At 74.4% G+C, this 23,399-nt stretch carries 21 protein-coding genes; 10 read left to right on the plus strand and 11 right to left on the minus strand.

All coding sequences use genetic code 11. The features are described from left to right. Nucleotides 1-130: 130 nt before the first annotated feature. Nucleotides 131-799: a TetR/AcrR family transcriptional regulator gene (locus ACIQVI_RS25960; protein WP_403600006.1), complete on the plus strand. Its 669-nt coding sequence runs from the start codon at nt 131-133 to the stop codon at nt 797-799. Nucleotides 800-968: 169 nt separating this feature from the next. Here the strand turns inward: ACIQVI_RS25960 and ACIQVI_RS25965 are convergent, their stop codons facing one another. From ACIQVI_RS25965 to ACIQVI_RS25975, 3 genes are all read right to left on the minus strand, one after another. Then, nucleotides 969-1,850: a TetR family transcriptional regulator gene (locus tag ACIQVI_RS25965; protein WP_403600008.1), complete on the minus strand. Its 882-nt coding sequence runs from the start codon at nt 1,848-1,850 to the stop codon at nt 969-971. Nucleotides 1,851-2,069: 219 nt separating this feature from the next. Beyond that, the gene (locus ACIQVI_RS25970; protein ID WP_403600011.1) at nt 2,070-2,984 is read right to left on the minus strand and encodes a DMT family transporter; all 915 of its coding nucleotides are present in this window, start codon (nt 2,982-2,984) and stop codon (nt 2,070-2,072) included. Nucleotides 2,985-3,177: 193 nt separating this feature from the next. After that, complete coding sequence (locus tag ACIQVI_RS25975) at nt 3,178-4,662, minus strand: S8 family peptidase (RefSeq protein ID WP_403600014.1); 1,485 nt, start codon at nt 4,660-4,662, stop codon at nt 3,178-3,180. A gap of 1,151 nt (nt 4,663-5,813) precedes the next feature. Between ACIQVI_RS25975 and ACIQVI_RS25980 the strand changes: the two genes are divergently transcribed. Continuing rightward, the gene (locus ACIQVI_RS25980) at nt 5,814-8,780 is read left to right on the plus strand and encodes a LuxR C-terminal-related transcriptional regulator (protein ID WP_403600017.1); all 2,967 of its coding nucleotides are present in this window, start codon (nt 5,814-5,816) and stop codon (nt 8,778-8,780) included. A gap of 8 nt (nt 8,781-8,788) precedes the next feature. Here the strand turns inward: ACIQVI_RS25980 and ACIQVI_RS25985 are convergent, their stop codons facing one another. Continuing rightward, a complete protein-coding gene (locus ACIQVI_RS25985) occupies nt 8,789-9,097 on the minus strand; it encodes a hypothetical protein (RefSeq protein WP_403600020.1) in 309 nt (102 codons plus the stop codon). A gap of 501 nt (nt 9,098-9,598) precedes the next feature. Here ACIQVI_RS25985 and ACIQVI_RS25990 point away from each other — a divergent pair. Together ACIQVI_RS25990 and ACIQVI_RS25995 are read left to right on the plus strand one after the other, a co-directional pair. Continuing rightward, on the plus strand, nt 9,599-10,804 hold the full coding sequence (locus ACIQVI_RS25990) for a S1 family peptidase (RefSeq protein WP_403600023.1): 1,206 nt from the start codon (nt 9,599-9,601) through the stop codon (nt 10,802-10,804). A gap of 169 nt (nt 10,805-10,973) precedes the next feature. Further along, nucleotides 10,974-11,885 carry a hypothetical protein gene (locus ACIQVI_RS25995; protein WP_351973621.1) on the plus strand — a complete coding sequence of 304 codons (912 nt, stop codon included), beginning with the start codon at nt 10,974-10,976 and terminating at the stop codon, nt 11,883-11,885. Between the two features lie 70 nt (nt 11,886-11,955). Here the strand turns inward: ACIQVI_RS25995 and ACIQVI_RS26000 are convergent, their stop codons facing one another. Together ACIQVI_RS26000 and ACIQVI_RS26005 are read right to left on the minus strand one after the other, a co-directional pair. After that, nucleotides 11,956-12,651 carry an ArsR/SmtB family transcription factor gene (locus ACIQVI_RS26000; protein WP_403600027.1) on the minus strand — a complete coding sequence of 232 codons (696 nt, stop codon included), beginning with the start codon at nt 12,649-12,651 and terminating at the stop codon, nt 11,956-11,958. 18 nt (nt 12,652-12,669) lie between these two features. Beyond that, entirely contained in the window at nt 12,670-13,344 is a 675-nt protein-coding gene (locus ACIQVI_RS26005; RefSeq protein ID WP_351973623.1) for a TetR/AcrR family transcriptional regulator, read from the minus strand. 79 nt (nt 13,345-13,423) lie between these two features. Between ACIQVI_RS26005 and ACIQVI_RS26010 the strand changes: the two genes are divergently transcribed. From ACIQVI_RS26010 to ACIQVI_RS26020, 3 genes are all read left to right on the plus strand, one after another. Continuing rightward, on the plus strand, nt 13,424-14,575 hold the full coding sequence (locus ACIQVI_RS26010; protein ID WP_403600030.1) for an acyl-CoA dehydrogenase family protein: 1,152 nt from the start codon (nt 13,424-13,426) through the stop codon (nt 14,573-14,575). A gap of 84 nt (nt 14,576-14,659) precedes the next feature. Further along, the gene (locus ACIQVI_RS26015) at nt 14,660-14,947 is read left to right on the plus strand and encodes a YiaA/YiaB family inner membrane protein (protein ID WP_351973625.1); all 288 of its coding nucleotides are present in this window, start codon (nt 14,660-14,662) and stop codon (nt 14,945-14,947) included. Between the two features lie 100 nt (nt 14,948-15,047). Then, nucleotides 15,048-15,674, plus strand: a complete 627-nt coding sequence (locus tag ACIQVI_RS26020; RefSeq protein WP_351973626.1) for a TetR/AcrR family transcriptional regulator — start codon at nt 15,048-15,050, stop codon at nt 15,672-15,674. Here the strand turns inward: ACIQVI_RS26020 and ACIQVI_RS26025 are convergent. Continuing rightward, nucleotides 15,665-16,126: a MaoC family dehydratase gene (locus ACIQVI_RS26025; protein WP_351973627.1), complete on the minus strand. Its 462-nt coding sequence runs from the start codon at nt 16,124-16,126 to the stop codon at nt 15,665-15,667. The genes ACIQVI_RS26020 and ACIQVI_RS26025 overlap by 10 nt on opposite strands. Nucleotides 16,127-16,271: 145 nt before the next feature. On the opposite strand from ACIQVI_RS26025, the gene soxR reads away from it, so the two are divergent. Then, the gene (soxR, locus tag ACIQVI_RS26030) at nt 16,272-16,754 is read left to right on the plus strand and encodes a redox-sensitive transcriptional activator SoxR (RefSeq protein ID WP_121833435.1); all 483 of its coding nucleotides are present in this window, start codon (nt 16,272-16,274) and stop codon (nt 16,752-16,754) included. 51 nt (nt 16,755-16,805) lie between these two features. Here the strand turns inward: soxR and ACIQVI_RS26035 are convergent, their stop codons facing one another. The 3 genes from ACIQVI_RS26035 to ACIQVI_RS26045 form a co-directional block, all read right to left on the minus strand. Next, nucleotides 16,806-17,420: a hypothetical protein gene (locus ACIQVI_RS26035; protein ID WP_351973628.1), complete on the minus strand. Its 615-nt coding sequence runs from the start codon at nt 17,418-17,420 to the stop codon at nt 16,806-16,808. Nucleotides 17,421-17,587: 167 nt separating this feature from the next. After that, nucleotides 17,588-18,958 (minus strand): erythromycin esterase family protein, encoded by a 1,371-nt coding sequence (locus ACIQVI_RS26040; RefSeq protein ID WP_403600035.1) that lies wholly within the window; start codon nt 18,956-18,958, stop codon nt 17,588-17,590. A gap of 111 nt (nt 18,959-19,069) precedes the next feature. Continuing rightward, complete coding sequence (locus ACIQVI_RS26045) at nt 19,070-20,347, minus strand: exo-beta-N-acetylmuramidase NamZ domain-containing protein (RefSeq protein WP_403600038.1); 1,278 nt, start codon at nt 20,345-20,347, stop codon at nt 19,070-19,072. Between the two features lie 229 nt (nt 20,348-20,576). Between ACIQVI_RS26045 and ACIQVI_RS26050 the strand changes: the two genes are divergently transcribed. Together ACIQVI_RS26050 and ACIQVI_RS26055 are read left to right on the plus strand one after the other, a co-directional pair. Continuing rightward, nucleotides 20,577-21,461 carry an SDR family oxidoreductase gene (locus ACIQVI_RS26050; protein WP_403600041.1) on the plus strand — a complete coding sequence of 295 codons (885 nt, stop codon included), beginning with the start codon at nt 20,577-20,579 and terminating at the stop codon, nt 21,459-21,461. A 90-nt stretch (nt 21,462-21,551) separates the two neighbouring features. Further along, the gene (locus ACIQVI_RS26055; protein ID WP_351971018.1) at nt 21,552-22,145 is read left to right on the plus strand and encodes a TetR/AcrR family transcriptional regulator; all 594 of its coding nucleotides are present in this window, start codon (nt 21,552-21,554) and stop codon (nt 22,143-22,145) included. A 36-nt stretch (nt 22,146-22,181) separates the two neighbouring features. Here the strand turns inward: ACIQVI_RS26055 and ACIQVI_RS26060 are convergent, their stop codons facing one another. Continuing rightward, on the minus strand, nt 22,182-23,396 hold the full coding sequence (locus ACIQVI_RS26060; protein ID WP_403600044.1) for an acyl-CoA dehydrogenase family protein: 1,215 nt from the start codon (nt 23,394-23,396) through the stop codon (nt 22,182-22,184). Between the last annotated feature and the right edge of the window lie 3 nt (nt 23,397-23,399).

The raw sequence follows: 23,399 nt of genomic DNA on the forward strand, positions 1-23,399 counted from the left end.
GGGATCTCCCTGGGGCGGGATGACGAGCGGTAAGTGGACAGTGAGTCCGTTTATGATGCCACTCGACATGGCAAGCGGACAAGGTGTCCACTTATCTTGGGGAGAACTTGAGGGAAGTAGGGTCGGGCCCATGAGCGACGACGAGCAGCGGGGCGGTGGAGCCGGCTCCGTGCACCGGGTCGACGGGCTCCTCGGCGACCTCCAGGCCGCGGACGAGCGGCCGGTCGCCCCGCGCAGACGCGCGGACGCCGAGCGGAACCGCGCCCAGATCCTGGCCGCGGCCGAACGGCTCTTCGCCGAACAGGACCCCCGGACCGTCACCATGGACCGGATCGCCAAGGCCGCCGGGGTGGGCCGCGCCACGCTGTACCGCAGCTTCCCCGATCCGCCCTCGGTCGCCGTGGCCCTGCTCGACGAGCACGAGCGCCGGCTCCAGGGGCAGTTGATCTACGGCCCCCCGCCGCTCGGTCCCGGCGCGCCGGCGGGGGAGCGGCTGGCGGCGTTCTACCTGGCGATGCTCGATCTCCTCGAACGGCACCTGCCGCTGGCCCTGGGGGCGGAGACGGGCGCGGCGCGCTTCCGGACGGGCGCGTACGGCTTCTGGCGCGTGCACGTCCGGACGCTCCTCGTCGACCACGGGGTCAAGGACCCGGACCCGCTGATCGACATCGCGCTCAGCCCGCTGTCGCCGGAGCTCTTCCGGTTCCAGCGGCACGAGCTCGGCCTGTCCGTCGAGCGCGTCGGCGGCTCACTGGCGGCCTTCGCCCGCCAGTTGCTGCGCTCGGGGACCGAGGGCTGACGGTCCGCCCCTCGGGGCGGGCTCGGCGGGGGAGCGGACGGGCTCTCCAGGGCGCTTTCGGGCGCTTCCAGGGGGCTTCCCGGAGAGCTTTCCGGGGCGCTTCACGGAGGAGGGCCGAGGGGGGGGCCGACGGGGGCTCGGCCCGTCGACGCCCTCGGTCCGGTGCCGCTCAGGCCGACGCGGGTCGTGAGGGGCGCGGGCCCTGGGGACGCGGGTTCTGCGGACGGGGACCCTGGGCGCGGGGGGCGGGCGCCTGGGCGGGGCCGTACGACGTCTGCCCCGGCGCGTGGGGTGCCGGGGTCGAGGCCGGACCGGGCGTCCGCGCGGTGGTGGCGTTGGCGGCGGCAGTTGGGCCGGTCGCGGGGCCGTGCGGCGGCTGGGCGGACGGGCGGACGAGGCCGGGCAGGATCAACTCCCAGATGCGGCGCAGCCGTTCCTCGGCGGAGCCGTGCAGGGCGCCGCTCTCGGGGACGCACGGGCCCTGCGGTCCGCCGTCGGCGAGCAGCCGCGAGGTGTCGGCCGGGGGGCACGGGCGGCGCATCTCCAGCTCGACCCCGGTCACCACGTAACCGATCAGCGCCGCGACCGCCGTCGCGTCCACGCCGGGACGCAGGGCGTTCTCCGCCACCGCGTACCGCGCCAGCCGGCTCACCTCGCGGCGCCAGGGGCAGTCGCGCGCGAGGGCGGGGTCGGTCGGCTGGAGCTCGCGGGCCAGGCGCTCGCCGGCCCGTGCCACGTGGTCGGTCTCGAAGAGCCGGATGAGGGCGTGGGTGGTGATCACCAGCTTGTCGACCGCCGTGCCGCCCACCCCCTCGGCCGATAAGCAGGCCGACTCGACGGTGACGCCGGTGATCGCGCGGGCGCGGGCGCGCACCGCGATCGCCAGGTCCGACTTCGTCGCGAAGTGGAACACCAGGGCGCCCGTCGTCACCCGGGCGTCCCCCGCGATTCTCGCCAGGGACGCCCGCTCGTACCCCAATCTGTCGAACACCCGCGCGGCCGCCGACAGAATCTCCTGTCTTGTCCGCTCTGCCCGCTGTTGAATCGCCATCGGCTCCCCCGTCGGCTTGGTGGTTCGGAAGGTGTCGGAGTGCTGCGTTCCGGCCCGTGCCCGTGGCCGACTCGAAACTATCCGGCCGGACGGTGGCGAAACGTGGTTCCTCGTCCGCCCGGCCGGAATTGAGGCTTGACGGACATTCCCCTCCCAGGTCGCGGGCGCGCGACCGGCGTCGGACGCCCGCGAAGTGACCGGAACCGGAGGCGTGGCCTGTCAGGTGGATTCGGCCGTTCCGGTGGCGGCGGAACTCCTCGGCCGGGACCGGGACACGGCCACCCCCGCGAGGCACAGCGCGCCCCCGGCGAGGGTGAGCGGCCCGGGCAGCTCGCCCAGGAACGCCCACGCGAGCAGCACCACCAGGGCGGGCACGGCGTACGTCGTCGCGCCCATCCGCCCGGCGGTCGTACGGGCCAGGGCGTAGGCCCAGGTCGTGAACGCGAGCGCGGTCGGGAACACCCCGAGGTAGACCATGTTGAGGGTCGCCGACAGCGGCGCCCGCCCCACCTCCCCGGCCAGCTGTCCGGCGAACGGCAGGCACGCCACCGCTCCCACCAGGCAGCCGAACGTCGTCACCTGGAGCGCGCTGCCGTGCGCGAGCGCCGGCTTCTGGGCGACGACCCCGCCCGCGTACGCGACGGCCGCGAGCAGGCAGAGCGCGACCCCCAGCACCGAGGCGTGGCCGCCGGAGGAGTCCCGGGACATCGAGAGGCCGACGGTCACCGCGCCCGCGAACGACACCGCCATGCCCGCGAGCAGCCGGGGCGGCAGGGACTCGCCGAGGAACCGCGCGCCGAGCAGGGCGATCAGGATCGGTCCGACGTTCACGACCATCGCGGCCGTGCCCGCGTCGACCTCCTGCTCGCCCCAGTTGAGCACCACCATGTACACCCCGAACCAGAGCAGCCCCGAGACCGCGATCCCCGGCCAGGCCGCCCGGGGCGGCAGCCCCTCCCGCCGGACCAGGAGGACGGCGCCGAGGACCAGGACCCCGGAGAGGAGCCGACCGAGCGCGAGCGCGCCGGGGGAGTAGGCGGCACCCGCGCTGCGGATGGAGACGAAGGCGGAGGCCCACAGGACGACGGTGACGCCGGCCGCGGCGAGCGCGAGCCGGGAGGAGTGCTTCTGCATGTCCCGACGGTAGGCGGAGCACCGTTCGGCCCTCACCGTAATATCCCGGGAGCGGGATCCCGTGTGGGGTCTCGTGCCGGGGATCCCGTGTGGGGGATTCCGTGTGTGGGGGTGACGCCGGGCAGCCCCGGCGGGGGGAAGTCGCCGGGGCTGCTCGGGTACGGGGGAAGGGCCGGTCGGTACGGGGCCGGGGTCAGCCGCCGGTGACGGCGGCCAGGGTCTTGTCCGCGTCGGAGAGCCCGGCGCCGCAGCCGCCGGAGCAGGTGCCGGGCAGGGCGCGCGTGTTGTTCTTGACGGTCTGCTCGATCTGGGCCGGGGTGAGGGAGGGGTCCTTCTGCTTCATGAGGGCGGCCAGGCCCGCGACGTGCGGAGCGGCCATGCTGGTCCCCTGGTAGGAGGCGTAGCTCGCGTCCCCCGGGGACTTGGTCCCCTTGTTGAGCGTGGACCAGATGCCGTCCGCGGCGCGCACGCCGGTCTCGCCGCCGGGGGCGGTGACGTCGACGGCCTTGCCGTAGTTGGAGTAGACGGCGCGGTTGCCCTCCCGGTCGGAGGCGGCGACGGTGACCACGTGGGCGCAGCCGGCCGGGCTGTACGAGGCGGCGTCCGCGTTGTCGTTGCCCGCCGACACGACGACGGTGGTGCCCCGGTCCGCCGCGCCCTTGAGCGCGGCGTTGTAGGCCTGGTCGCAGGCGAACTCACCGCCCAGGCTCATGTTGATGACCGCGGCGCGGTTCTTGTTGGCGGGCACGCCGCTCACGGTTCCGCCCGACGCCCAGGTGATGGCGTCGATGATGTCGGAGGTCGATCCGCCGCACCTGCCCAGGACGCGGACCGGCAGGATGTTCGCCTCGTGGGCCACGCCGACCACGCCGGACCCGTTGGCCGCGGCCGCGATCGTGCCGGCGACGTGGGTGCCGTGCCAGGAGCTGTTCCGGTCGCCGGAGGGGACGGGGTTGCCGTACCTGTCCTTGCCGCACTCCCCCTTCTTCAGCCAGTCACCGGCGTCGGAGGGGTCGTCGTCGCGGCCGCCTCCGTCGTTGGCCGTCCAGGTGTTCGAGATGAAGTCGTACCCGGGGAGGACCTGGGAGTTCAGCTCGGTGTGCCGGGTGATGCCGGTGTCGAGGACCGCCACGGTGACGCCCTTGCCGGTGGCCCGCTTCCAGGCCGGGGGGACGTTCATGCCGGCCGTGGACTCGTACAGGTCCCACTGGTAGGAGTACTCGGCGGGGTCGACCGCGGTGGCGTGCACCCGGCGGTCGGGGACGACGTAGGCGACGTCGGGGTCGGCCAGGAAGGCCGCCGCGACCTTCTGCGCGTCCCTGGCCTCGTCGGCCTCGGGCAGGTCGACCAGGGCGGCGCCCGTGCCGAGGCGCCGCTCGAACGAGACCGGCTCGCCCGCCTCGTCGGCCTTGGCCCGGGCGTCCTTCGCGACCGCCGTGTTCGAACCGGCCTCTTCCGCGCGGGACTTGTAGCCGACGATGAGGCCCTGGACGAGCTCGGTGGCGCCGGTGACGTCGGCGGCCACGGGGGCGGCGGCCCGGCCGGGGGCGGCGGTGCGGGTCGTCTCGGCGGGGCGGGCGGTGTCGGAGGAGCCGCCGGCGAAGGCGACGCCGGTGCCCATCACCGCGGCGGCGGTCGCGACCGCGAGGGATATTCGGAGGGGGGTAAAACCGCGCACTGTGGTTCCTTTCGGTCCGATCGGGCGGCTGGTCCGCCGTCACGGAAGGGGACAAACAGGGGGGTTGGGACCCACGGACGCGCAAGCGCGTCCGTGGGTCCGGTTCCTGCTCTCCGGATGCCGTCCGTTCTTCTGTGGGGGGTCGGCAGCGGTGCGCACGAAGGGCGGCGGGGCCGGTATGCCCGTGGCCCCTCGTGATGCGGCCGATCGCCAGTGGGTGGCGAGTGATCGACCGGTGAGCGGAAACCTACGAACAGGGGGCTCCGGGCGACCATCCGGAGCCCCCTCTATACGGACACCTATTTATTTCGGGCGCCGTTCACCGCACCGTGGTTTCGCCGGAATCGCGGCGAAACCGGAAGGATTCGTTCGCGAGCCGGTGCGGGGCGGAATCCCTTCGGCGGGACGGTCGCCGCGCGGAAGGCGTCCCCTGGCGAGACGGGCGAACGCCCCGCGGCCTCCCGTGCCCGAACGCCCCGCGGCCTCCCGCGCCCGAACGGCCTCCGGCGGGAGGGGCCCGGCAGGGCGATGAGAGGCACCGGCGCGCCCCCGTACCGCCCCCGGAAGGTTGATTGCGTATCCGTGGAACCGGCGCCCCGGATGTTCGGGAGCGAAACGGAGCCATAGCTTCGGGGCCCGGTCGACCGGACTCGCGGAGTCGTGCGCCAGCCGTACGGGATCCGTCCGGCCTCGGTCGGCCGGCACGTGCACGGGCGTGCGGAACGAGCTGTGCGCACCGCTTTCGGGCAGTCCCGGCCGGATGGCACCGCGCCCCGCTTTTCCGCGGTCGGCGGGATGCGCTCCGCGGTGCGCCTTCCCACCGAAAGCTCTTCCGCGCGCCCGGGCACCCGTGCCCGCCGAATGCCGGGGGAGAAGGCGGGAATACGCGCGACCATCCACGCGATCCGCGCCGCCCACCGCCTTCGATTCGCCTCGTGCGGCCTCCGGGGAATTCACGGAGGGGAACGGGGAAAATGCCGTTCCGTATCTGTGTTCTCGCGTCGCCGCCTTGGTACGGTGCGGGAATCGCACCGCGCGCAACGGTGAGCCGGAAGCGGAATCCGTCGCGCGCGGGCCTGTCGCGGGGGCGGTGCCGACTCCGCGCGCGATGTGCCGGGGCCGCCCGGAAGAAGGAGAGCGAGGAGGCCGGCGTGATCGAGACGCGTGGTTCCGCTCTGCGGCCCCTGGCGCGCGCCCTCGCCGACGAGCGCGCCGAACCGGTGCTGCTCTTCGTCGAAGGCGCCGCGGGCCAGGGCAAGACCCGTCTGCTCCGGGAGCTGGCCGACCTGCCCGGGACGGCGGACGCAGCCCGCGTGTGGTGGCGGTGCGGAGCCGACGCCGGCCCGCCGGACGAGGACGAGCACCGGCGGGGCCCGACCCTCTGGCTGGTGGACGACGTCCACCGGGCGAACGGGGACGAACTCCGGCGGCTGCGCCGGGTCCTCGAAGGCTTGGGGCCGGGCTCGGCCGCCGCCGTGACCTGTCGCCCCGAGGAACTCCCCGCGCCCGGCCTGCCGCTCGGCGCCCCGCCGCCCGCGTACCCCTCCCGGCTGACGGTGCTCCGGCACCGCCTCGCGCCCTGGGACGAGGAGCGCGTCCGCCGGGCCGCCGCGGAGGCGCTGGGCGAGGACTGCACGGCCGAGGCCGCGCGCAGGCTGCGCGAGCTCACCGGCGGGGTCCCCCGGGTGGTCGTCGACCTCCTCGCCGTACTGGGCGAACAGCGGCCGCCGTTCACCGGCACGGCCGCCGAGGTGGAGGCGGCCGACGTGCCCGCCCGGCTCGCGGAGCTGGCGCTGAGCCGTACGCACGCGCTGTCCCCGGCGCACCGGCCGGTGGTCTGGGCGGCCGCCGTCCTCGCCGGGCCCGTCGGCCGCGACGAGCTGATCGCGGTGTCGGGACTCGGAGCCGCCATCGGGAACGAGGCACTGCTGCGGGCCCTGGAGGGAGCCGCCCTGTCCGAGCCCGCCGAGGGCCGTTACGGCTTCGCCGTCCCGCTGGCCGCACGGGCCGTACGGGCCGCCGTGCCCGGCCCCGTCCGCCAGGACCTGCACGGGCGGGCGGCGGCCGTACTGAGCCGCAGACAGCCCGTGCCCTGGGCCGATGTGGCCGAGCACCACAGGGCGGCCGGCGAGACCCGCGGATGGCTCAGGGCGGTGGAGAAGGCGGCCGGGTCCGCCGCGGAGTCCGGCCGGCACCAGGAGGCCGTCACCCTCCTCGAACGGACCCTGGCCACGCCCGGCCTGCCCCCGCGCAGCCGGGCCCGCCTCGCACCGCTCCTCGCCCGCAGCGCGGTGACCGGACTGCGCTCGGACCAGACCGTGGAGGTCCTCGCGCAGATCGTGCGGGACGCGGACCTCCCCCCAGCCGTGCGCGGCGAGCTGCGGCTCGACCTCGGACTGATGCTGTGCAACCAGATGGGCCGGTTCCCCGAGGGATGGCGGGTCCTGGAGACCGCCGCCGCCGAACTGCGCGAGGTCCGGCCCGGCCTGGCCGCGCGCGCCATGGCGGCCCTTTCCAGCCCCTACTGGCCGGGCAGCACCCTCGACGTCCACCGGCGCTGGCTGGCCGAGGCCACCGTCGCGGCGGACGCCAGCGGGGACGAGCCCATGCGCACGGCGGTCCTGGCCGGCCGGACGGGACTCGCCATGAGCTGCGCCGAGCCGGAGGCGTGGGACCTGGTGAAGGAGCTGCCCGCGAAGGACACGGACCCCGCGTGCGCCCGGCAGGCGGCGCGCGGCCTGTGCAACGCCGCGGACTTCGCGGTCTGGCTCGGCTTCTACGAGCGGGCGGAGGACCTGCTGACGGCCGGGGGCGAGCTGTCCGCGCGGAGCGGCGCGCCCTACATCGAGTACAACGCGCTGGGGACGCGGCTGCTCCGGGACTGGTGGACCGGGCGGTGGCCGGGGCTCGCCGAGCGGTGCGAGGAGTTCGTCGCCGCGACCGCCGACATGCCGTTCATCGCCTCCGACGCCCACGTCGTGCGGGGCCTGCTCGCCCTCGCCCGGGGGGACTGGGGCGAGGCGGCCTCCTGGCTGTCCCAGCGGGGAACGATCGGCACCGAGGAGCTGCCCGTTCCCCTGGCCGCGACGACGGCCGGCGCCGTGATCCGCCTCGCCCTGGCCCGCCAGGAGGTGGAGGCCGCGGCGGATCAGGCACGCGCCGCCTGGACGGCGGTCGCCGCGAAGGGGGTGTGGCCGTGGGCCGCGGAACTCGCGCCGTGGGCCGTGGAGGCGCTGGCCCGCGCGGGGGACAGGGCCGGGGCCCGCAGCGTGATCCGGGACTTCTCCCGGGGCCTCGGCCGGCTCGACGCGCCCGCCGCCCGGGCCGCGCTGGTGTGGAGCAGGGCCGTACTCGCCGAGGCGGAGGCCACGGACCGGGAGCGGGACCGGGAGCGGCGGGGCGGACTGCTGCGGGCGGCCGAGCTGTACCGGGAGACCGCGGCGGTCTACGCGGCGATGCCCCGCCCCTACGCCCGGGCCCTGGCCATGGAGGGCGCCGCCCGCTGCGTACTGGCGGCGGACCCCGACCCGGCCACGGAGCCGGGGGACACCGCCACGCCGACGGACCCGGCGTCCGGCCCCTCCACCGCCCCGACGGACCCGGCGTCCAGTCGTCCCTCGACCGCCCCGACGGACCCGGTGTCCGGTCAGCCCTCCACTGCCCCGGCCGATTCGGCCTCCGGTCGTCCCTCCGGCGTGGCGGCGGACACCGCGGCGGACGCCGACCCGGACGCGAAGACCGGGGACACCACCGCCCCGCCCGCCCCGGCCTCCGACCCCTCCTCCCCCCTGGCGGCGGTCGCCGAGCTGGAGTCCTGTGCCCGGCGCTTCGGCGAACTGGGCGCCGTCTGGGACGCGGCGCGGGCCAGGGCCCTGCTGCGCACGCGGCAGCCGGTGAAGAAGGGCCGCCCTCCCGGCCGCCCCTCGCACGCCGACGAGCTGTCCCCCCGGGAGGCGGAGGTGGCCCAGCTCGCGGTCTCCGGCCTGACCAACCGGGAGATCGCCACGACCCTGCACCTCTCGCCCCGGACGGTGGAGCAGCACATCGCCCGCGCCATGCGCAAGACCGGGGCGCTCTCCCGCCGTGACCTCACCCACCGCCTGGGCCGCACCCCCTAAGGGGCCGCCTACCAGGGGAACGGGGAGGTCCCGCCGGTCCGGAACATCCCGTCGTGCTCCCAGGCGTCCACGGTCGCGGCCGTCCAGTCGAACACCCAGCCGGGCCGCAGTCCGCGCGCTCCCCAGCCGTCCGGGCGCCGGCGGGGGATCGGGAAGCCCGCCCGCTGCGCGGCGGCCGCCGTGTCGCAGGTCTCGCGCGCGATGCGGAGGGCCTCCGACCAGCTGTCGGCCGGCCCGGTGAGGATGTGCAGCCCGTACCGTCCGGGCTGCACGGAGCTCCTTATGGGGACATTGACCTGGAAATAGACCTTGGTCATGACGCCGTCTCCTCGGTTCTGCGCTTTCCCGCTCTGCCGGCGCGGACCGCGGTGGATTCACCCGGCGGGCCGCGCGCCCTCACGGCCGCGCCCCTTCGTGTCCGCTCGGCCGCCGATCCGATCGCACCACCCTACGAACCCGGCCGGGCCCTGAATATCCGGAAACGGTCCATCACCTATACGTATCCCGGTCGCACCGCGCCGGCGTGCCGCAGGGCGAGTGAACCGACGTCTTCCGCACCCCCTCGCGACCACGCTCCCATTCCTCGGAAAAGACCACCCGGTTCCCGTTTTCCCGTTCAACAGAGAAGCCGTTATTTCTGTTGAAAACTGCCCGCCGCACGCGTCTTGAAATTCATTCGGCCGCTGGGTGATAGTTCGGGTCGCGGCGAGTCCCCGACTCCCCGTCAGACAGGAACCGCCTTTCGCCGGTGCGTTGTTGGCGCATTCCGGCGATACACCCCCCATCGGGTTCCTGGCTGTCGTCCGGAAGGAATCAACGTGCGCAACTCTCGTAAGTACCGCCTGGCCGCGATGGGCCTCGTGCTCTCGGCCTCGGCGGTCCTGGGCACCCAGACCCTGGCGCAGGCGCAGGACACGGAGTCCACCCCCCGCTACCAGCCCGAGATGGTACGGGCGTTGGCCGCTTCGCTCGGCGTGAGCGAGAAGGCCGCGGCCGACCGCCTGGACCGCCAGGACGCCCAGCAGGCCAGGCTCGCCGAGCTGAGGAGGAGCGGGACGGCCGGCGACGGCGCCTTCTTCGACGCCTCCGGCACGCTGACCGTCAACGCCGGCGGCAAGGCCGAGGCGGCCAGGATCGAGAAGGCCGGCCTCGCCGCCCGGGTGCCCGCCCGCGGCCAGGCCGTGCTCGACGGGATCAAGGCCGAACTCGACGCCCTCGCGGCGAAGAAGGTCCCCTCCGGAGTCGTCGGATGGTCCGTGGACCTGGCCTCCGACAAGGTGACCGTCAAGGTCAACAACGAGCGGGGCGCCGCCGCCCGAGCGTTCCTCGCCGCGGCCGCGAAGCACGGCTCCGCCGTCGAGATCGTGCGGGGCCAGCAGGAGTTCGCCGCCCAGGCGGCGATCTACCCCGGCAGCAAGATGACGTTCAACAACACCAGCAACTACTGTTCCGTCGGCTACGGCGCCCGCGACAGCTCCGGCAAGCAGTACCTGGTGACCGCCGGGCACTGCGTCACCAACACCCTGCGCTACGACGGGACGGCCTTCGCCCAGGGCTACAAGACCCGTTACGCGCTCGGCACCCGCAGCGTCGACATGGGCGTCCTGACCGTCAACTCCGGTCACTCGATCGTCACCGCCGTCGGCACCTGGGGCCAGGGCAGCACCAGCACGGTCGCCGTCAAGGGCGGCAGCCGCGCCTCGTCCGGCGCGGCGATCTGCAAGTCCGGCGCCACCACCGGCTGGACCTGCGGCACGATCGGCTCCTACAACAACACCGTCACCTACAAGGACCTGAACGGCGGCCCCGACACGGTCGTCACCGGTCTGGCCACCTCCAGCGTCTGCACCGAGGGCGGCGACAGCGGCGGCGCGTACATCTCCGGGAACCAGGCCCAGGGCATGACCTCCGGCGGCCCGATCGGCCAGAAGTGCACCGGCGGGGTCAACTCCCGCGGCACCTCGCACTTCCAGCCGCTCGACGACGCCCTGCGCTACTACGGGCTGACGCTCAACACCAACTGAACGCGTCCGTAGAAGGACCGGCCGGGGGTCGCTCGCGGAACGAGGCGAGCGGCCCCCCGGTCGTGCGCCGACGGAGCTCCGGCCGCTCTCCGCCGGAGCCCCGCGTCCCGCCCGTCCGCCGTCCCCGTCCGCCGTTCCCGTCCGCCGTCCCCGTCCGCTGGAAGACGCCATGCCGAACACCCCCCACGACGACGGCACGGACGCGATGTTCGCGGCCGTGCTCAGAGAGGCCCTGCGGCGGCGGGGCCTGCCGCTGGACCGCGTGCGCGACCACCTGGAGTCCTGCGGGATCACCCTCAGCCTCGCCACCCTCAGCTACTGGCAGAGCGGCCGCAGCCTGCCCGAGAGGCCCCAGTCCCTGCGCGCCGTCGACGCCCTGGAGCCCTTCCTCGGCCTTCCGCGCGGCGCCCTGCGCTCCCTGCTCAGGCGCCGGCCGCGCGGCTGGGTCCCGCAGCACGACCCGGCCGCCGTCCGCGGCGTCTACGGCGAGGACTCCGACCTGGAAAGGGTCCTCGGCGACACCTTTCCGCACTTCAACGCCGGTCTGCGGCGCCTGGTCGTCCACGAGGCGGTGCGCGTGAACGAGCGCCGGCTCATCGACGAGATCCGCGTCACCGTCGCGGTCAGGGCCGTCCGCGACGACGCGCGGCACCTGACGGTCATGCACACCCTGGACTCGGCGGAGGCCGCCGCGGTCGACCTCACCGTCCCCCACGGGCCGCCCCCGGCCGTCCGGTCGCAGCCTGAGCCGAACTGCGTGGTCGCCGAGATCCCGCTCGGCCGTCGGCTGGCCAGGAACGAGACCGCCGTCGTCGAGTACACGCTCCGCTGCACCGCCACCGCGGGCGTCTCCCACCACTATGAACGCCGTGTCACCACACCTCTGCGGACCTATCTGCTCCAGGTCCGCTTCCATCCCTCGGCGGTGCCGTCGACGTGTCGGCACTACTACCGCGCGCGGCTCGGCGCCGAGCCCCGGAACCGGCAGCTCGCGCCCCTGGATGCCTCCCACACGGCGCACCTGCTGCCCATGAAGTGCCCGCCGGGCGCGTACGGCGTCGAGTGGCAGTGGGCGGACTGAAGGACTGAGGGGGGCTGAGGGGACCGAGGAGACCGAGGCCCGGCGGAGCTCCGCGCGGCGGCCGGAACCGTCACTGCAGCGCCCCCGGCGCGATCCCCAGCAGGGTTCGCAGCGCGTCCTCGCCCGCCGGGGTCACCTTCACGGCCCGCCCGGACCCGATCCGCACGCACCATCCGGCGTCGAGCGCGTGGCGGCAGAGCGCGGCGCCCGCGACCCCCGCCAGGTGCGGCCGGCGCTCGGTCCAGTCGAGGCAGCCGCGCGCGACGGGCCGCCGCCCCTTCCGTACGAGGGCGATGCCCTGCTCGCCGAACCACGCCAGGCCCCGGTCCGTGAGCGCGAACCCGGCGTCCTGGCACAGCAGTCCCCGCGCCGTCAGCGCCTCGGTGATCGCGATGCCGAGCCGCCCGGCGAGGTGGTCGTAGCAGGTCCGGCCGCGGGCCATCGCCTCCCCGGCGCTCGCCTCCCGCAGCGAGCGGGGCCGTGCGGGCACCGCGGGACCGGACCGGGCGGCCAGCTCCTCGACCAGGTGCGCGATCCCGGGACCGGCGAGCCGCACGTACCGGTGCCTGCCCTGCCGCTCCTCCGTGAGCAGCCCGCCCCCGATCAGCTTCCCGAGATGCTCGCTCGCGGTGGACGGCGCCACCCCGGCGTGCCGGGCGAGCTCCCCGGCGGTCCAGGCCCGCCCGTCGAGCAGGGCGAGCAGGAAAGCGGCGCGGCTCTCGTCCGCGAAGAGCGCCGCGAACGCGGCGAGGTCACTGGCTGCCATGCCCCCAGGCTGCCGCACTCACCCTTCGGCGGCGGCCGAAGCGTCACGGGTTCCGGCCACCCGGGACGCGTACTGCCCGGCGAGGCCGTCGAGGAGCGCCCGCAGGCCCGTCTCGAAGGCGCCCTCGTCGACCTGCCGGCGGCGCTCCGCGAGCAGGTGGGCCTGGCCGAGGTGGGGGTACGCGGCGGGGTCGTAGGCCGTCTCGTCGTCGACGAAGCCGCGGGCGAAGGAGCCGAGCGCGGAGCCGGTGACGAAGTACCGCATCAGGGCGCCGATGTACGTCGCCTGGGCCGGGGGCCAGCCCGCGCGGACCATCGCGCCGAAGACGGCGTCCGCGACCCGCAGACCGGCCGGGCGGCGGCCGGGGCCCTGGGCGAGGACCGGGACGATGTGCGGGTGGTCGGCGAGGGCGGCCCGGTAGGAGACCGCCCAGTCGTGCAGCGCCGTCCGCCAGTCGCGGGGGTCGTCCGCCGCGAACATCGACAGGTCGATCTTCGCGCTCACCGCGTCCGCGACCGCGTCGAGGATCTCGTCCTTGGTGCGGAAGTGGTTGTAGAGGGAGGGCCCGCTCACCCCGAGCTCGGCCGCGAGCCTGCGGGTGGAGAGCGCGGCGAGGCCCTCCGCGTCGACCAGCGCGCCCGCCGTCTCGACGATGCGGTCTCGGCTGAGCAGGGGCTTGCGCGGTCGGGCCATGGCGCACATAGTAGGCCTGCGCTTCGAAAACTAGCAGTGGTAATTAAAGTGGCCGCGGTCGGACGGGTGAGGTGGCACGGTGGATCTGGCGCTGAGCGAGGAGCAGGAGGCCGTACGGCGGCTCGCCGAGGACTTCGTCGCCCGGGAGGTGACCCCGCACGCCACCGCGTGGGACCGCGCGGAGGAGGTGGACCGGGGGATCGTGAAGAAGCTCGGCGCCGTCGGCTTCCTCGGCCTGACGATCCCCGAGGAGTACGGCGGTTCGGGCGGCGACCACCTCGCGTACTGCCTGGTGACCGAGGAGCTGGGGCGCGGCGACTCCTCCGTGCGCGGCATCGTCTCCGTCTCCCTCGGCCTGGTCGCCAAGACGATCGCCTCCTGGGGGAGCGAGGAGCAGAAGCGGGCGTGGCTGCCCCGGCTCGCCTCCGGCGAGGCGCTCGGCTGCTTCGGCCTCACCGAGCCCGGCACCGGCTCCGACGCCGGGAACCTGGCCACCCGGGCCGTCCGGGACGGCGACGACTACGTCGTCAACGGCACCAAGATGTTCATCACCAACGGCACCTGGGCCGACGTCGTCCTGCTCTTCGCCCGCACGAACGACACCCCCGGCCACCAGGGCGTCTCCGCCTTCCTCGTCCCCGCCGACGCCCCCGGCCTCACCCGCCGCCCCGTCCACGGCAAGCTCGGCCTGCGCGGCCAGGCCACCGCCGAACTGGTCCTGGAGGACGTCCGCGTCCCGGCCGCCGCGATGCTCGGCCCCGAGGGCAAGGGCTTCGCCGTCGCCATGTCCGCCCTCGCCAAGGGGCGCATGTCGGTCGCCGCCGGCTGCGTCGGCATCGCGCAGGCCGCCCTCGACGCGGCCCTGCGGTACGCCGGAGAGCGCGAGCAGTTCGGAAAGCCGATCGCCTCGTACCAGCTGGTGCAGGAGCTGATCAGCGACATCTCCGTCGACGTGGAGGCCGCCCGGCTGCTCACCTGGCGGGTCGCCGACCTGATCGACCGCGGCCGGGACTTCGCCACCGCCGCCTCCCGGGCGAAGCTGTTCGCCTCCGAGGCCGCCGTCCGCGCCGCCAACAACGCCCTCCAGGTCTTCGGCGGCTACGGCTACATCGACGAGTACCCGGTCGGCAAGCTGGTCCGCGACGCCCGCGTCATGACCCTGTACGAGGGCACCAGCCAGATCCAGAAGCTCATCATCGGCCGGGCGCTCACCGGGATCTCGGCCTTCTGAGTTCCCGGGCCCGAGTCCCTGAGTACGGGGAATGAGTACGCGGACGGATGTGGCGGGGGCCACATCCGTCCGATGCTTTCGGGCATGAGCGACACACCGGTCAAGCAGCAGAACACCGCCGCCTACTACATGCAGGCCGTCATCTCCTTCGGGATCGCGATCGCGGCCGTGTCCATCGGCGTCTACCAGCTCGACGCCAGCGCCTGGGTGCGCGCCTTCCTCGCGGTCTCGGTCCTCTACCTGACGACCTCGGCCTTCACCCTCGCCAAGGTCGTCCGCGACCGCCAGGAGGCCGGCCAGATCGTCAGCCGCGTCGACCAGGCCCGCCTGGAGAAGCTCCTCGCCGAGCACGACCCCTTCCAGAAGCTCTGAACCCGGGCCCGGACCCGTCCGCCGCCCCCGGTGGATCTAAGCGCTTGCTCACCCTCGTTGTATGGTGTCCGTGCTGACGGGGACCGAAGAGGAGTGTGGGATGAGCGCGGCGGAGGAGACGCCCGGGGGCGAGGACGTGCCCTGGGGCGAGGTCACGCCCGAGGCGGCGCGGCGGCTGCTGGTAGCCGCCGTCGAGGCGTTCGCCGAGCGCGGCTACCACGCCACCACCACCCGGGACATCGCCGGCCGCGCCGGGATGAGCCCGGCCGCGCTCTACATCCACTACAAGACCAAGGAAGAGCTGCTCCACCGGATCAGCCGGATCGGCCACGACAGGGCCCTGGAGATCCTCCGGGCCGCCGCCGACGGCGGGGGCACGGCGGCCGAGCGGCTCGCCGACGCCGTCCGCTCCTTCGTCCGCTGGCACGCCGAGCGCCACACGACCGCCCGCGTCGTCCAGTACGAGCTCGACGCCCTCGGCCCCGAGCACCGCGCCGAGATCGTGGAGCTGCGCCGCGAGTCCGACGCGGCCGTGCGCCGGATCATCAACGAGGGCGTGGCGGCCGGGGAGTTCGACGTCCCCGACGTGCCCGGCACCACGGTCGCCGTGCTGTCCCTCTGCATCGACGTCTCGCGCTGGTTCACCACCCAGGGCCGCCGGACGCCCGACGAGGTCGGCGCGCTCTACGCCGGCCTCGTCCTCAGGATGGTCGGCGCTCAGAAGTAGTAGCGGGAGACCGACTCGGCCACGCAGACCGGCTTCTCGGAGCCCTCGCGCTCCACGGTCACCGCCGCCGTCACCTGCACGCCGCCGGACACCTCCTCGACCTTCGCCAGGACGGCCGTGGCGCGCAGCCGCGAGCCGACCGGCACGGGGGCCGGGAAACGCACCTTCTCCGTGCCGTAGTTGATGCCCATCCTCACGCCCTCGACGGCCAGGATCTGCGGCACGAACACCGGCAGCAGCGACAGCGTCAGATAGCCGTGCGCGATGGTCGTGCCGAACGGCCCTGCGGCCGCGCGCTCCGGGTCGACGTGGATCCACTGGTGGTCGCCGGTGGCCTCCGCGAAGAGGTCGATCCGCTTCTGGTCGACCTCCAGCCAGTCGCTGTGCCCCAGCTGCTCGCCGACCCCCGCGCGCAGCTCCTCGGCGGAGGTGAAGATCCTCGGCTCGGCCATGTCCCTGCTCCCTCTCGTCACGCCTTACCCGGACGCCCCCGCACGCGCCGGTCGCGCTGTCCAAGCGCTTGCTCAGCTTTGTGGTGCGGACGGTCCGCTGTCAACGCCCGGCCGGACGGCGGGACGGTTCCCGTAGGGTCGCGGAGTGCCGCAGATTCCAGAGAAGATCCACGAGCTCACCGTCGGCCAGCTCTCCGCCCGCAGCGGGGCCGCCGTCTCCGCCCTGCACTTCTACGAGTCCAAGGGCCTCATCAACAGCCGCCGCACCAGCGGGAACCAGCGCCGCTACGGCCGCGACACCCTCCGCAGGGTCGCCTTCGTCCGTGCCGCGCAGCGGGTCGGGATCCCCCTGGCCACCATCCGCGAGGCGCTCGCCCGGCTCCCCGAGGAGCGCACGCCCACCAACGAGGACTGGGCCCGCCTCTCGGCGGCCTGGCGCACCGAACTCGACGCGCGCATCCAGCAGCTCGGCCGCCTCCGCGACCATCTGACGGACTGCATCGGCTGCGGCTGCCTCTCCCTGGAGACCTGCGTCCTGTCCAACCCGGACGACGTCTTCGGCGAGCGGATGGCGGGCTCCCGCCTCCTCCCGGTCCGCCGCCCGGCACCGGAGGAGGACGAGGCGTAGGGGCCGTACGGGGCGCTTCGGGGGCCTCCCGGTCCCCGCCGCCCCGGAGGGTCACGCCGCCGACGCCAGCCGGCGGCCCCGGTCGGCGCGGGCCCGGGCCAGGGCGCCCGAGGTGAGCACCGTCCGCGGGACGCCCACGCCGCAGTCGGCGCACACCGGGCCGTGCCACGGCTCGTACCGGTCGCCGGGCCCCGCCCACTCGATCCTGGGCCCCGCGCACACCGGACACGCCTCGCCCGGACCGCGCTCCAGGGCCGTGATCAGCCGCCGCAGCACCTCGGGCAGCGGGTCCGAGGGATGCACCTCGGGATCCCCGCACCGCACCACGCCGTTGCCGCCCCAGACCCGCCGGTGCCAGTCGTCGAGCGCGCCGGGCCGGCGCAGCCCCTCGTGCTTCTCGCGCCGCCGCCGGGCGGCGAACCTCTCCTCGTACGCGAGCCACACGGCCCGCGCCTCCTCCAGTTCGTCGAGCGCCGCCACGAGGCGCCCCGGGTCGAGCTCCCGGTCCTCGGGCCCGAACCTGTGCCTGCGGCACAGATGGTCCCAGGTCGCGCGGTGCCCGTACGGGGCGAACCGCTCCAGGCACTTGCGCAGGGAGTACCTGCGCAGCGCCGTGTCGCACCCCGGATCGCGCACCTGTCTCGCGAGACTCCGGAAACCGGCCATCTCCCGCCACCTCCGTCGCTGGTCCTTCCGCGGTATCAGAGGGACGAACGGGAGGCCCTCTGTGTTCCATCGAAATGCGGATGGCAGCCATCAGCGGGGCGGGAGGGACTCCCGGGACGGAGCGGAACCGTCACCTCCGGCGGTTCCCGGACCCGGCGGCGCGGGGATCAGCGCAGTCGCGCCGCCGAGACCCGGGGGAAGTGGACCAGCAGGTCGTACGAGGCGGAGAGCCGGAGGGGCACGACGGCGCTGGGCCAGGGGTAGGCGGTGCCGATGTGCCGTGTCTGCCGGGGCGTCCCCAGCCAGTCGCGGGCCGTCGGGGTCGTCCGCCGCAGGTCCAGGTAGAACGGCTCGTCCGCGACCCGGTCCAGGGTGTGGGCGCCGCTGTCCGGCCCGAGCGGCCCGACGGTGAAGACCCGCAGCGGCTCGCCCGGGGCCCCGGTGTCGTGCGCGTTGAAGGCCCCCCGCCCGAAGGAGGCGCCCACGCTCACGTAGTCCCGGCCGAGCGCGTCCCGCAGGAAGGCGCCCTGGAGGCGCGGGTACTGGTCCGGCTTCGGCGTCACGTACCCCACGTGCCCGTTGTGCGCGGAGAGCAGGATGCGGTGCCCGGTCCTGCGCTGCCACCACACGGTGTTCTCCGCCATGACCCGGTCGCGGTAGAGCATGGCCGCCGCGACCCCTTCGGGCGTCGCCGCGTCGTGCGCGTACTCGGTACCGACCTGGGCGATCGCGCGTGCGTGCTGCACGGCCCAGGCGTGCGCCTCCCGCGCCCCGGTGCCCCCGCCGGGGCGCTGCCGCTCCAGGAGGGCGAGGGCCCGGTTCACGTCGCCGGCCATCCGCCGCCGCTCGGCGAGCGGCCGGCCCAGGTACCCCTTCATCCACTCCTCGACCCCGCCGACGGGCCGCGACTTCCGGTACAGCTCCCGGAAGCGGGGCAGGAGCGCCGGGCGGGTGCGGGAGACGTACGCGGTGACGGCGTCGAAGAGGTTCGGGCCCGCGTACCCGAGGTCGTTCCCCATGAAGCGGACCTGGCGGTCGGGGTGGAGCCGGTTGTACTCCCGCATCCAGCGGAACAGGTCGAGGTACTCCTCGGTGTTCCAGAGGCGGTACGACTCCTGGAACTCGTCCCGCATGATCGCCTCGATGTCGCCCCGGCCGGTGCGCACCCACGCGTCGATCAGGAGGCCCGTGGACCAGTTGGCCTCCAGGGCGAAGGTGGTGAACCCCTTCTCCTCCACCAGATGTTCGAAGATCCGGTGCTTGGCGGTGAAGAACTCCGCCGAGCTGTGGGTGGCCTCGCCGACGCCGACGACCGTGGCGGAGCCGATCATCCGGTCGAGCGGCCGCAGATCGGCCAGGGGGCGCGCGGAACGGGCGAGTTCGCGCGCCGGGTCGGTGACGGATGCCGGAGCGGTGGCGCCCGGGGGAGCCGCGCCCGCCGGGGCCGGGGCGAGGCCGCCGAGACAGACGGCGAGCAGCAGCCCGGCGACGGAGAGGCGGCGCCGTAAGGACGACTTCGGAAGGGTGACGGTACGCATGGGACCAGCGTGGTCGGCGGGACGCCACCGGGACATCCCGCCCGCCCCCTTCCCCGGCCTCCCGCCCGCCCCCTCGGGACACGGGGGACACCCCCCTTCCCGGGGCGGCCCTCAGCGGTACAGCAGGTACTCCTTCCGCACCGCCCGGAAGGCCTTCAGGTCCGCCTGCCACGCCCCGACGACCTCGTCCGTGTCCGCGCCCGCGTCGATCAGGGTCCGCACCCGCGTCGAGCCGGTCAGCTTGTCGATCCAGTGGTCCGGCCGCCAGGCGAAGCCGGACCACGAGCGGCGGGCGGTGACCAGGAGCCCGATCCCGGTCCGTACCGGATCGAAGGACTCCCGGTCGTGGACGTGCAGTTGCACCCCGCCCACCGTCTTCCCCTGGAACTTGGAGAAGGTCGGCGCGAAGTAGGCCTCGCGGAAGCGGACCCCGGGCAGGCCGAGCGCGTTCGCCGCCTCCGCCCACCGGCGGTCGATCCCCTCGGCGCCGAGGAGTTCGAAGGGGCGGGTGGTGCCCCGGCCCTCGGAGAGGTTCGTGCCCTCGAAGAGACAGGTGCCGGAGTAGACGAGCGCGGTCTCCGGCGTCGGCATGTTCGGGCTCGGCGGCACCCAGGGCAGCCCCGTCGAGTCGAAGAAGTCCGTCCGCCGCCACCCCGTCATCCGCACGGTCTCCAGGGCGACGGGCGCGGCCAGGAACTCGCCGTTGAAGAGCAGCGCCAGCTCGGCCACCGTCATGCCGTGCGCCTGCGCGATCGGCTCGCGCCCGACGAAGGTGGCGAACGCCCGGTCCAGGACGGGCCCGAGGGCCGCGCGCCCGGTCACCGGGTTCGGCCGGTCCAGGACCACGAACCGCTTCCCGGCGAGGGCGGCGGCCTCCATGCAGTCGTACAGCGTCCAGATGTAGGTGTAGAAGCGCGCGCCGGCGTCCTGGATGTCGAAGACGACCGTGTCCACCCCGGAGGCGGTGAAGACGTCCGCGAGCGGTCGCCCGCTCTTCAGGTACGTGTCGTAGACGGGCAGTCCGGTCGCCGGGTCGTCGTACCGGCCCTCCGAGCCGCCCGCCTGGGCGGTGCCCCGGAAGCCGTGCTCGGGGCCGAAGACGGCGGTCAGGTCCACCCGCTCGTCGGCGTGCATCACGTCCACGAGGTGGCGGGCGTCCGGGGTCACCCCGGTCGGGTTGGTGACGACGCCGACCCGCTGCCCGGCGAGCGGCGCGTACCCGTCCGCCGCGAGCCGCTCGAAGCCGGTCCGCACCCGGCGCCGCCCGTCCTCCCGGCCCGCAGCCCCCGGCTCCCGGCCCGGTGTCCCGGCGGTGGCGGGGGACGCGGTCGCCGCCACCGCCCCCAGGGCGCCTCCGGCGGCCAGCAGACTCCGTCGCGACAGACCCATGCGCGAACCTCCTCGATCGCGGCCCCGGCCGGGGCGCATGACAGGGGCACGCACGCTAGCGCTCCCGGTGGCCCGGGGGAACGAGGCGTGCGGGCGGGTCCCTCCGCCGCCGGCCCTCCGCCGACCCTTCCCACCCGGCATACCGACCGGTTAGTCTGCCGAGGTCGCCGTCCCGGGAAGGCCGGGAAGGCCGGGGAAGCCGGAGAGTCGCGGAGAGGTGGGTCCAGACATGGGCGCGGACACGGGCACGGGTACCGGCACGAACGCGGACGCGGACGCGGACACGAGTACGGGTACGGACGTGGACGCGGATACGGCTCCGAGCGCGGGGGCGGCGAAGGCCGCGGCCGTCCTCCGGGGCGCCGGCGTCGTCGTCACCGGCGCGGGCGGCGGCATCGGCGCCGCCCTCGCCCGCCGCTTCGCCGCCGAGGGCGCCCGCGTCGTCGTCAACGACCTCGACGCCGACCGCGCGAAGGCGGTCGCCGCCGAGATCGGCGCCGTCGCCGTCCCCGGCGACGCCTCCGCCGTCGTCGACGAGGCCCGCGCGGCCCTCGGCGGCACCGTCGACGTCTGGTGCGCCAACGCCGGGCTCTCCTCGCCCGGCGACGCCTTCGCCGACGAGGACGTCTGGGCCGCCGCCTGGGACGTCAACGTCATGGCCCACGTCCGCGCGGCCCGCGCCCTGCTCCCGGAGTGGCTGGAGCGCGGCAGCGGCCGCTTCGTCTCCACCGTCTCCGCCGCCGGACTCCTCACCATGATCGGCGCGGCGCCGTACAGCGTCTCCAAGCACGGCGCGTACGCCTTCGCCGAGTGGCTCTCCCTCACCTACCGGCACCGCGGCCTCTCCGTCCACGCCATCTGCCCGCAGGGCGTCCGCACGGACATGCTCACCGCCGCCGGGAGCGCGGGCGAGCTGGTCCTCGCCCCCACCGCCATCGAGCCCGAGGACGTCGCGGACGCCCTGATCGATGCCGTCGGGGCCGACCGCTTCCTCGTGCTGCCGCACCCCGAGGTCGCCGGCTACTACCGCAACCGGGCCACCGATCCCGAGCGCTGGCTCGACACCATGAACCACGTCCAGCGGACCTGGGAGACGGGCTCCCGTCAGCCGTAGTCCCCGGCGGATGGGAAGATCTACCTGGCGGGAACGCGTTCCCGCGACCGAAAACGATCACCGGAGCAGGACGAAGGAAGGCGGCGGAGCATGGCCAGGACGACGGACGGGAGCGGCACCCCCGTCCCCCAGAGGCTCCTCGCCGCCGCCACCCGGCTCTTCGCGGAGCAGGGCTACGACCGCACCTCCGTCCAGGAGATCGTCGAGGCCGCCGGGGTCACCAAGGGCGCCCTCTACCACTACTTCGGCTCCAAGGAGGACCTCCTCCAGGAGGTCTACTCCCGGGTCCTGCGCCTCCAGCAGGAGCGGCTCGACGCCTTCGCCGACGCCGACGCGCCCGTGGAGGAGCGGCTGCGCGCCGCCGCCGCCGACGTCGTCGTCACCACCATCGAGAACCTCGACGACGCCTCGATCTTCTTCCGCTCCATGCACCACCTGAGCCCGGAGAAGAACAAGCGGGTGCGGGCCGAGCGCCGCCGCTACCACGAGCGGTTCCGGGCCCTGATCGAGGAGGGCCAGAAGTCCGGGGTGTTCTCCTCCGCGACCCCGGCCGACCTGGTGGTCGACTACCACTTCGGGTCCGTGCACCACCTGTCCACCTGGTACCGCCCGGACGGCCCCCTCAGCCCCCAGCAGGTCGCGGGACACCTCGCCGACCTGCTGCTCCGGGCCCTGCGCCCCTGACCGCACCCCCTGCGGGGTGCGGTCCGCCGCGACGGCTTACAGGTACTTCTTCAGCTCCCGGTGCGCCAGCGACCGCTGGTGCACCTCGTCCGGCCCGTCCGCCAGCTTCAGCGTCCGCGCCGCCGCCCACAGCTCGGCCAGCGGGAAGTCCTGCGACACCCCGCCCGCGCCGTGCAGCTGCACGGCCTTGTCGATGATGTCGACGACCGCGCGCGGGGTCGCGATCTTGATCGCCTGGATCTCGGTGTGCGCGCCCCGGTTGCCGACGGTGTCCATGAGCCACGCCGTCTTGAGGACCAGCAGCCGCAGCTGCTCGATCGTCACCCGGGCGTCCGCGATCCAGTTCTGCACGACGCCCTGCCGGGCGAGCGCCTTGCCGAAGGCGGTACGGGAGGCCGCGCGCCGGCACATCAGCTCCACGGCCCGCTCCGCCATGCCGATCAGCCTCATGCAGTGGTGGATGCGGCCGGGGCCGAGCCGGGCCTGCGCGATGGCGAAGCCGCCGCCCTCCTCGCCCACCAGGTTCGCGGCCGGGACGCGCACGCCGTCGAAGACCACCTCGGCGTGGCCGCCGTGGTAGTGGTCCTCGTACCCGTACACCCGCATCGCGCGCCGGACCTCGACGCCCGGGGTGTCGCGCGGCACCAGGACCATCGACTGCTGGCGGCGGAGGTCGGTGCCGTCGGGGTCGGTCTTGCCCATGACGATGAAGACCTTGCAGTCGGGGTTCATCGCCCCGGAGATGTACCACTTGCGCCCGTCGATCACGTACGCGTCGCCGTCCCGCCGGATCCGGGTCTCGATGTTGGTGGCGTCGGAGGAGGCGACCTCGGGCTCGGTCATCGCGAACGCCGAGCGGATCTCGCCCGCGAGCAGCGGCTCCAGCCACTGCTTCTTCTGGGCCTCGTCGCCGAACTGGGCGAGCAGCTCCATGTTCCCGGTGTCCGGGGCCGCGCAGTTGAGGGCGGTCGGGGCCAGCTGGGGGCTGCGGCCGGTGATCTCGGCGAGCGGCGCGTACTGGAGGTTGGTGAGGCCCGCCCCGTACTCGGCGTCGGGAAGGAAGAGGTTCCACAGGCCCTGCCGCTTGGCCTCGGCCTTCAGCTCCTCGACCACCGCCGGGGTGTCCCACGGGGAGGCGAGCAGCGCCCGCTGCTCCTCGGCGACGGCCTCGGCCGGGTGGACGTGCTCGTCCATGAAGGCGAGCAGCTTCGCGCGCAGCTCCTCAGTGCGGGCGTCGTAGGCGAAGTCCATGGG

This window comes from Streptomyces sp. NPDC098101, assembly GCF_044760185.1.
In the GTDB taxonomy this organism is placed as follows: Bacteria; Actinomycetota; Actinomycetes; order Streptomycetales; family Streptomycetaceae; genus Streptomyces.

Coding starts and splice junctions, on each gene's coding strand:
- ACIQVI_RS26040 (WP_403600035.1), bottom strand. CDS start 18,958: ATGCGTACCGTCACCCTTCCGAAGTCGTCCTTACGGCGCCGCCTCTCC.
- ACIQVI_RS26015 (WP_351973625.1), top strand. CDS start 14,660: ATGAGCGACACACCGGTCAAGCAGCAGAACACCGCCGCCTACTACATG.
- ACIQVI_RS26035 (WP_351973628.1), bottom strand. CDS start 17,420: ATGGCCGGTTTCCGGAGTCTCGCGAGACAGGTGCGCGATCCGGGGTGC.
- ACIQVI_RS26060 (WP_403600044.1), bottom strand. CDS start 23,396: ATGGACTTCGCCTACGACGCCCGCACTGAGGAGCTGCGCGCGAAGCTG.
- ACIQVI_RS25970 (WP_403600011.1), bottom strand. CDS start 2,984: ATGCAGAAGCACTCCTCCCGGCTCGCGCTCGCCGCGGCCGGCGTCACC.
- ACIQVI_RS26055 (WP_351971018.1), top strand. CDS start 21,552: ATGGCCAGGACGACGGACGGGAGCGGCACCCCCGTCCCCCAGAGGCTC.
- ACIQVI_RS26020 (WP_351973626.1), top strand. CDS start 15,048: ATGAGCGCGGCGGAGGAGACGCCCGGGGGCGAGGACGTGCCCTGGGGC.
- ACIQVI_RS26000 (WP_403600027.1), bottom strand. CDS start 12,651: ATGGCAGCCAGTGACCTCGCCGCGTTCGCGGCGCTCTTCGCGGACGAG.
- ACIQVI_RS26005 (WP_351973623.1), bottom strand. CDS start 13,344: ATGGCCCGACCGCGCAAGCCCCTGCTCAGCCGAGACCGCATCGTCGAG.
- ACIQVI_RS25965 (WP_403600008.1), bottom strand. CDS start 1,850: ATGGCGATTCAACAGCGGGCAGAGCGGACAAGACAGGAGATTCTGTCG.
- ACIQVI_RS26025 (WP_351973627.1), bottom strand. CDS start 16,126: ATGGCCGAGCCGAGGATCTTCACCTCCGCCGAGGAGCTGCGCGCGGGG.
- ACIQVI_RS26045 (WP_403600038.1), bottom strand. CDS start 20,347: ATGGGTCTGTCGCGACGGAGTCTGCTGGCCGCCGGAGGCGCCCTGGGG.
- ACIQVI_RS25960 (WP_403600006.1), top strand. CDS start 131: ATGAGCGACGACGAGCAGCGGGGCGGTGGAGCCGGCTCCGTGCACCGG.
- ACIQVI_RS25995 (WP_351973621.1), top strand. CDS start 10,974: ATGCCGAACACCCCCCACGACGACGGCACGGACGCGATGTTCGCGGCC.
- ACIQVI_RS25985 (WP_403600020.1), bottom strand. CDS start 9,097: ATGACCAAGGTCTATTTCCAGGTCAATGTCCCCATAAGGAGCTCCGTG.
- ACIQVI_RS26050 (WP_403600041.1), top strand. CDS start 20,577: ATGGGCGCGGACACGGGCACGGGTACCGGCACGAACGCGGACGCGGAC.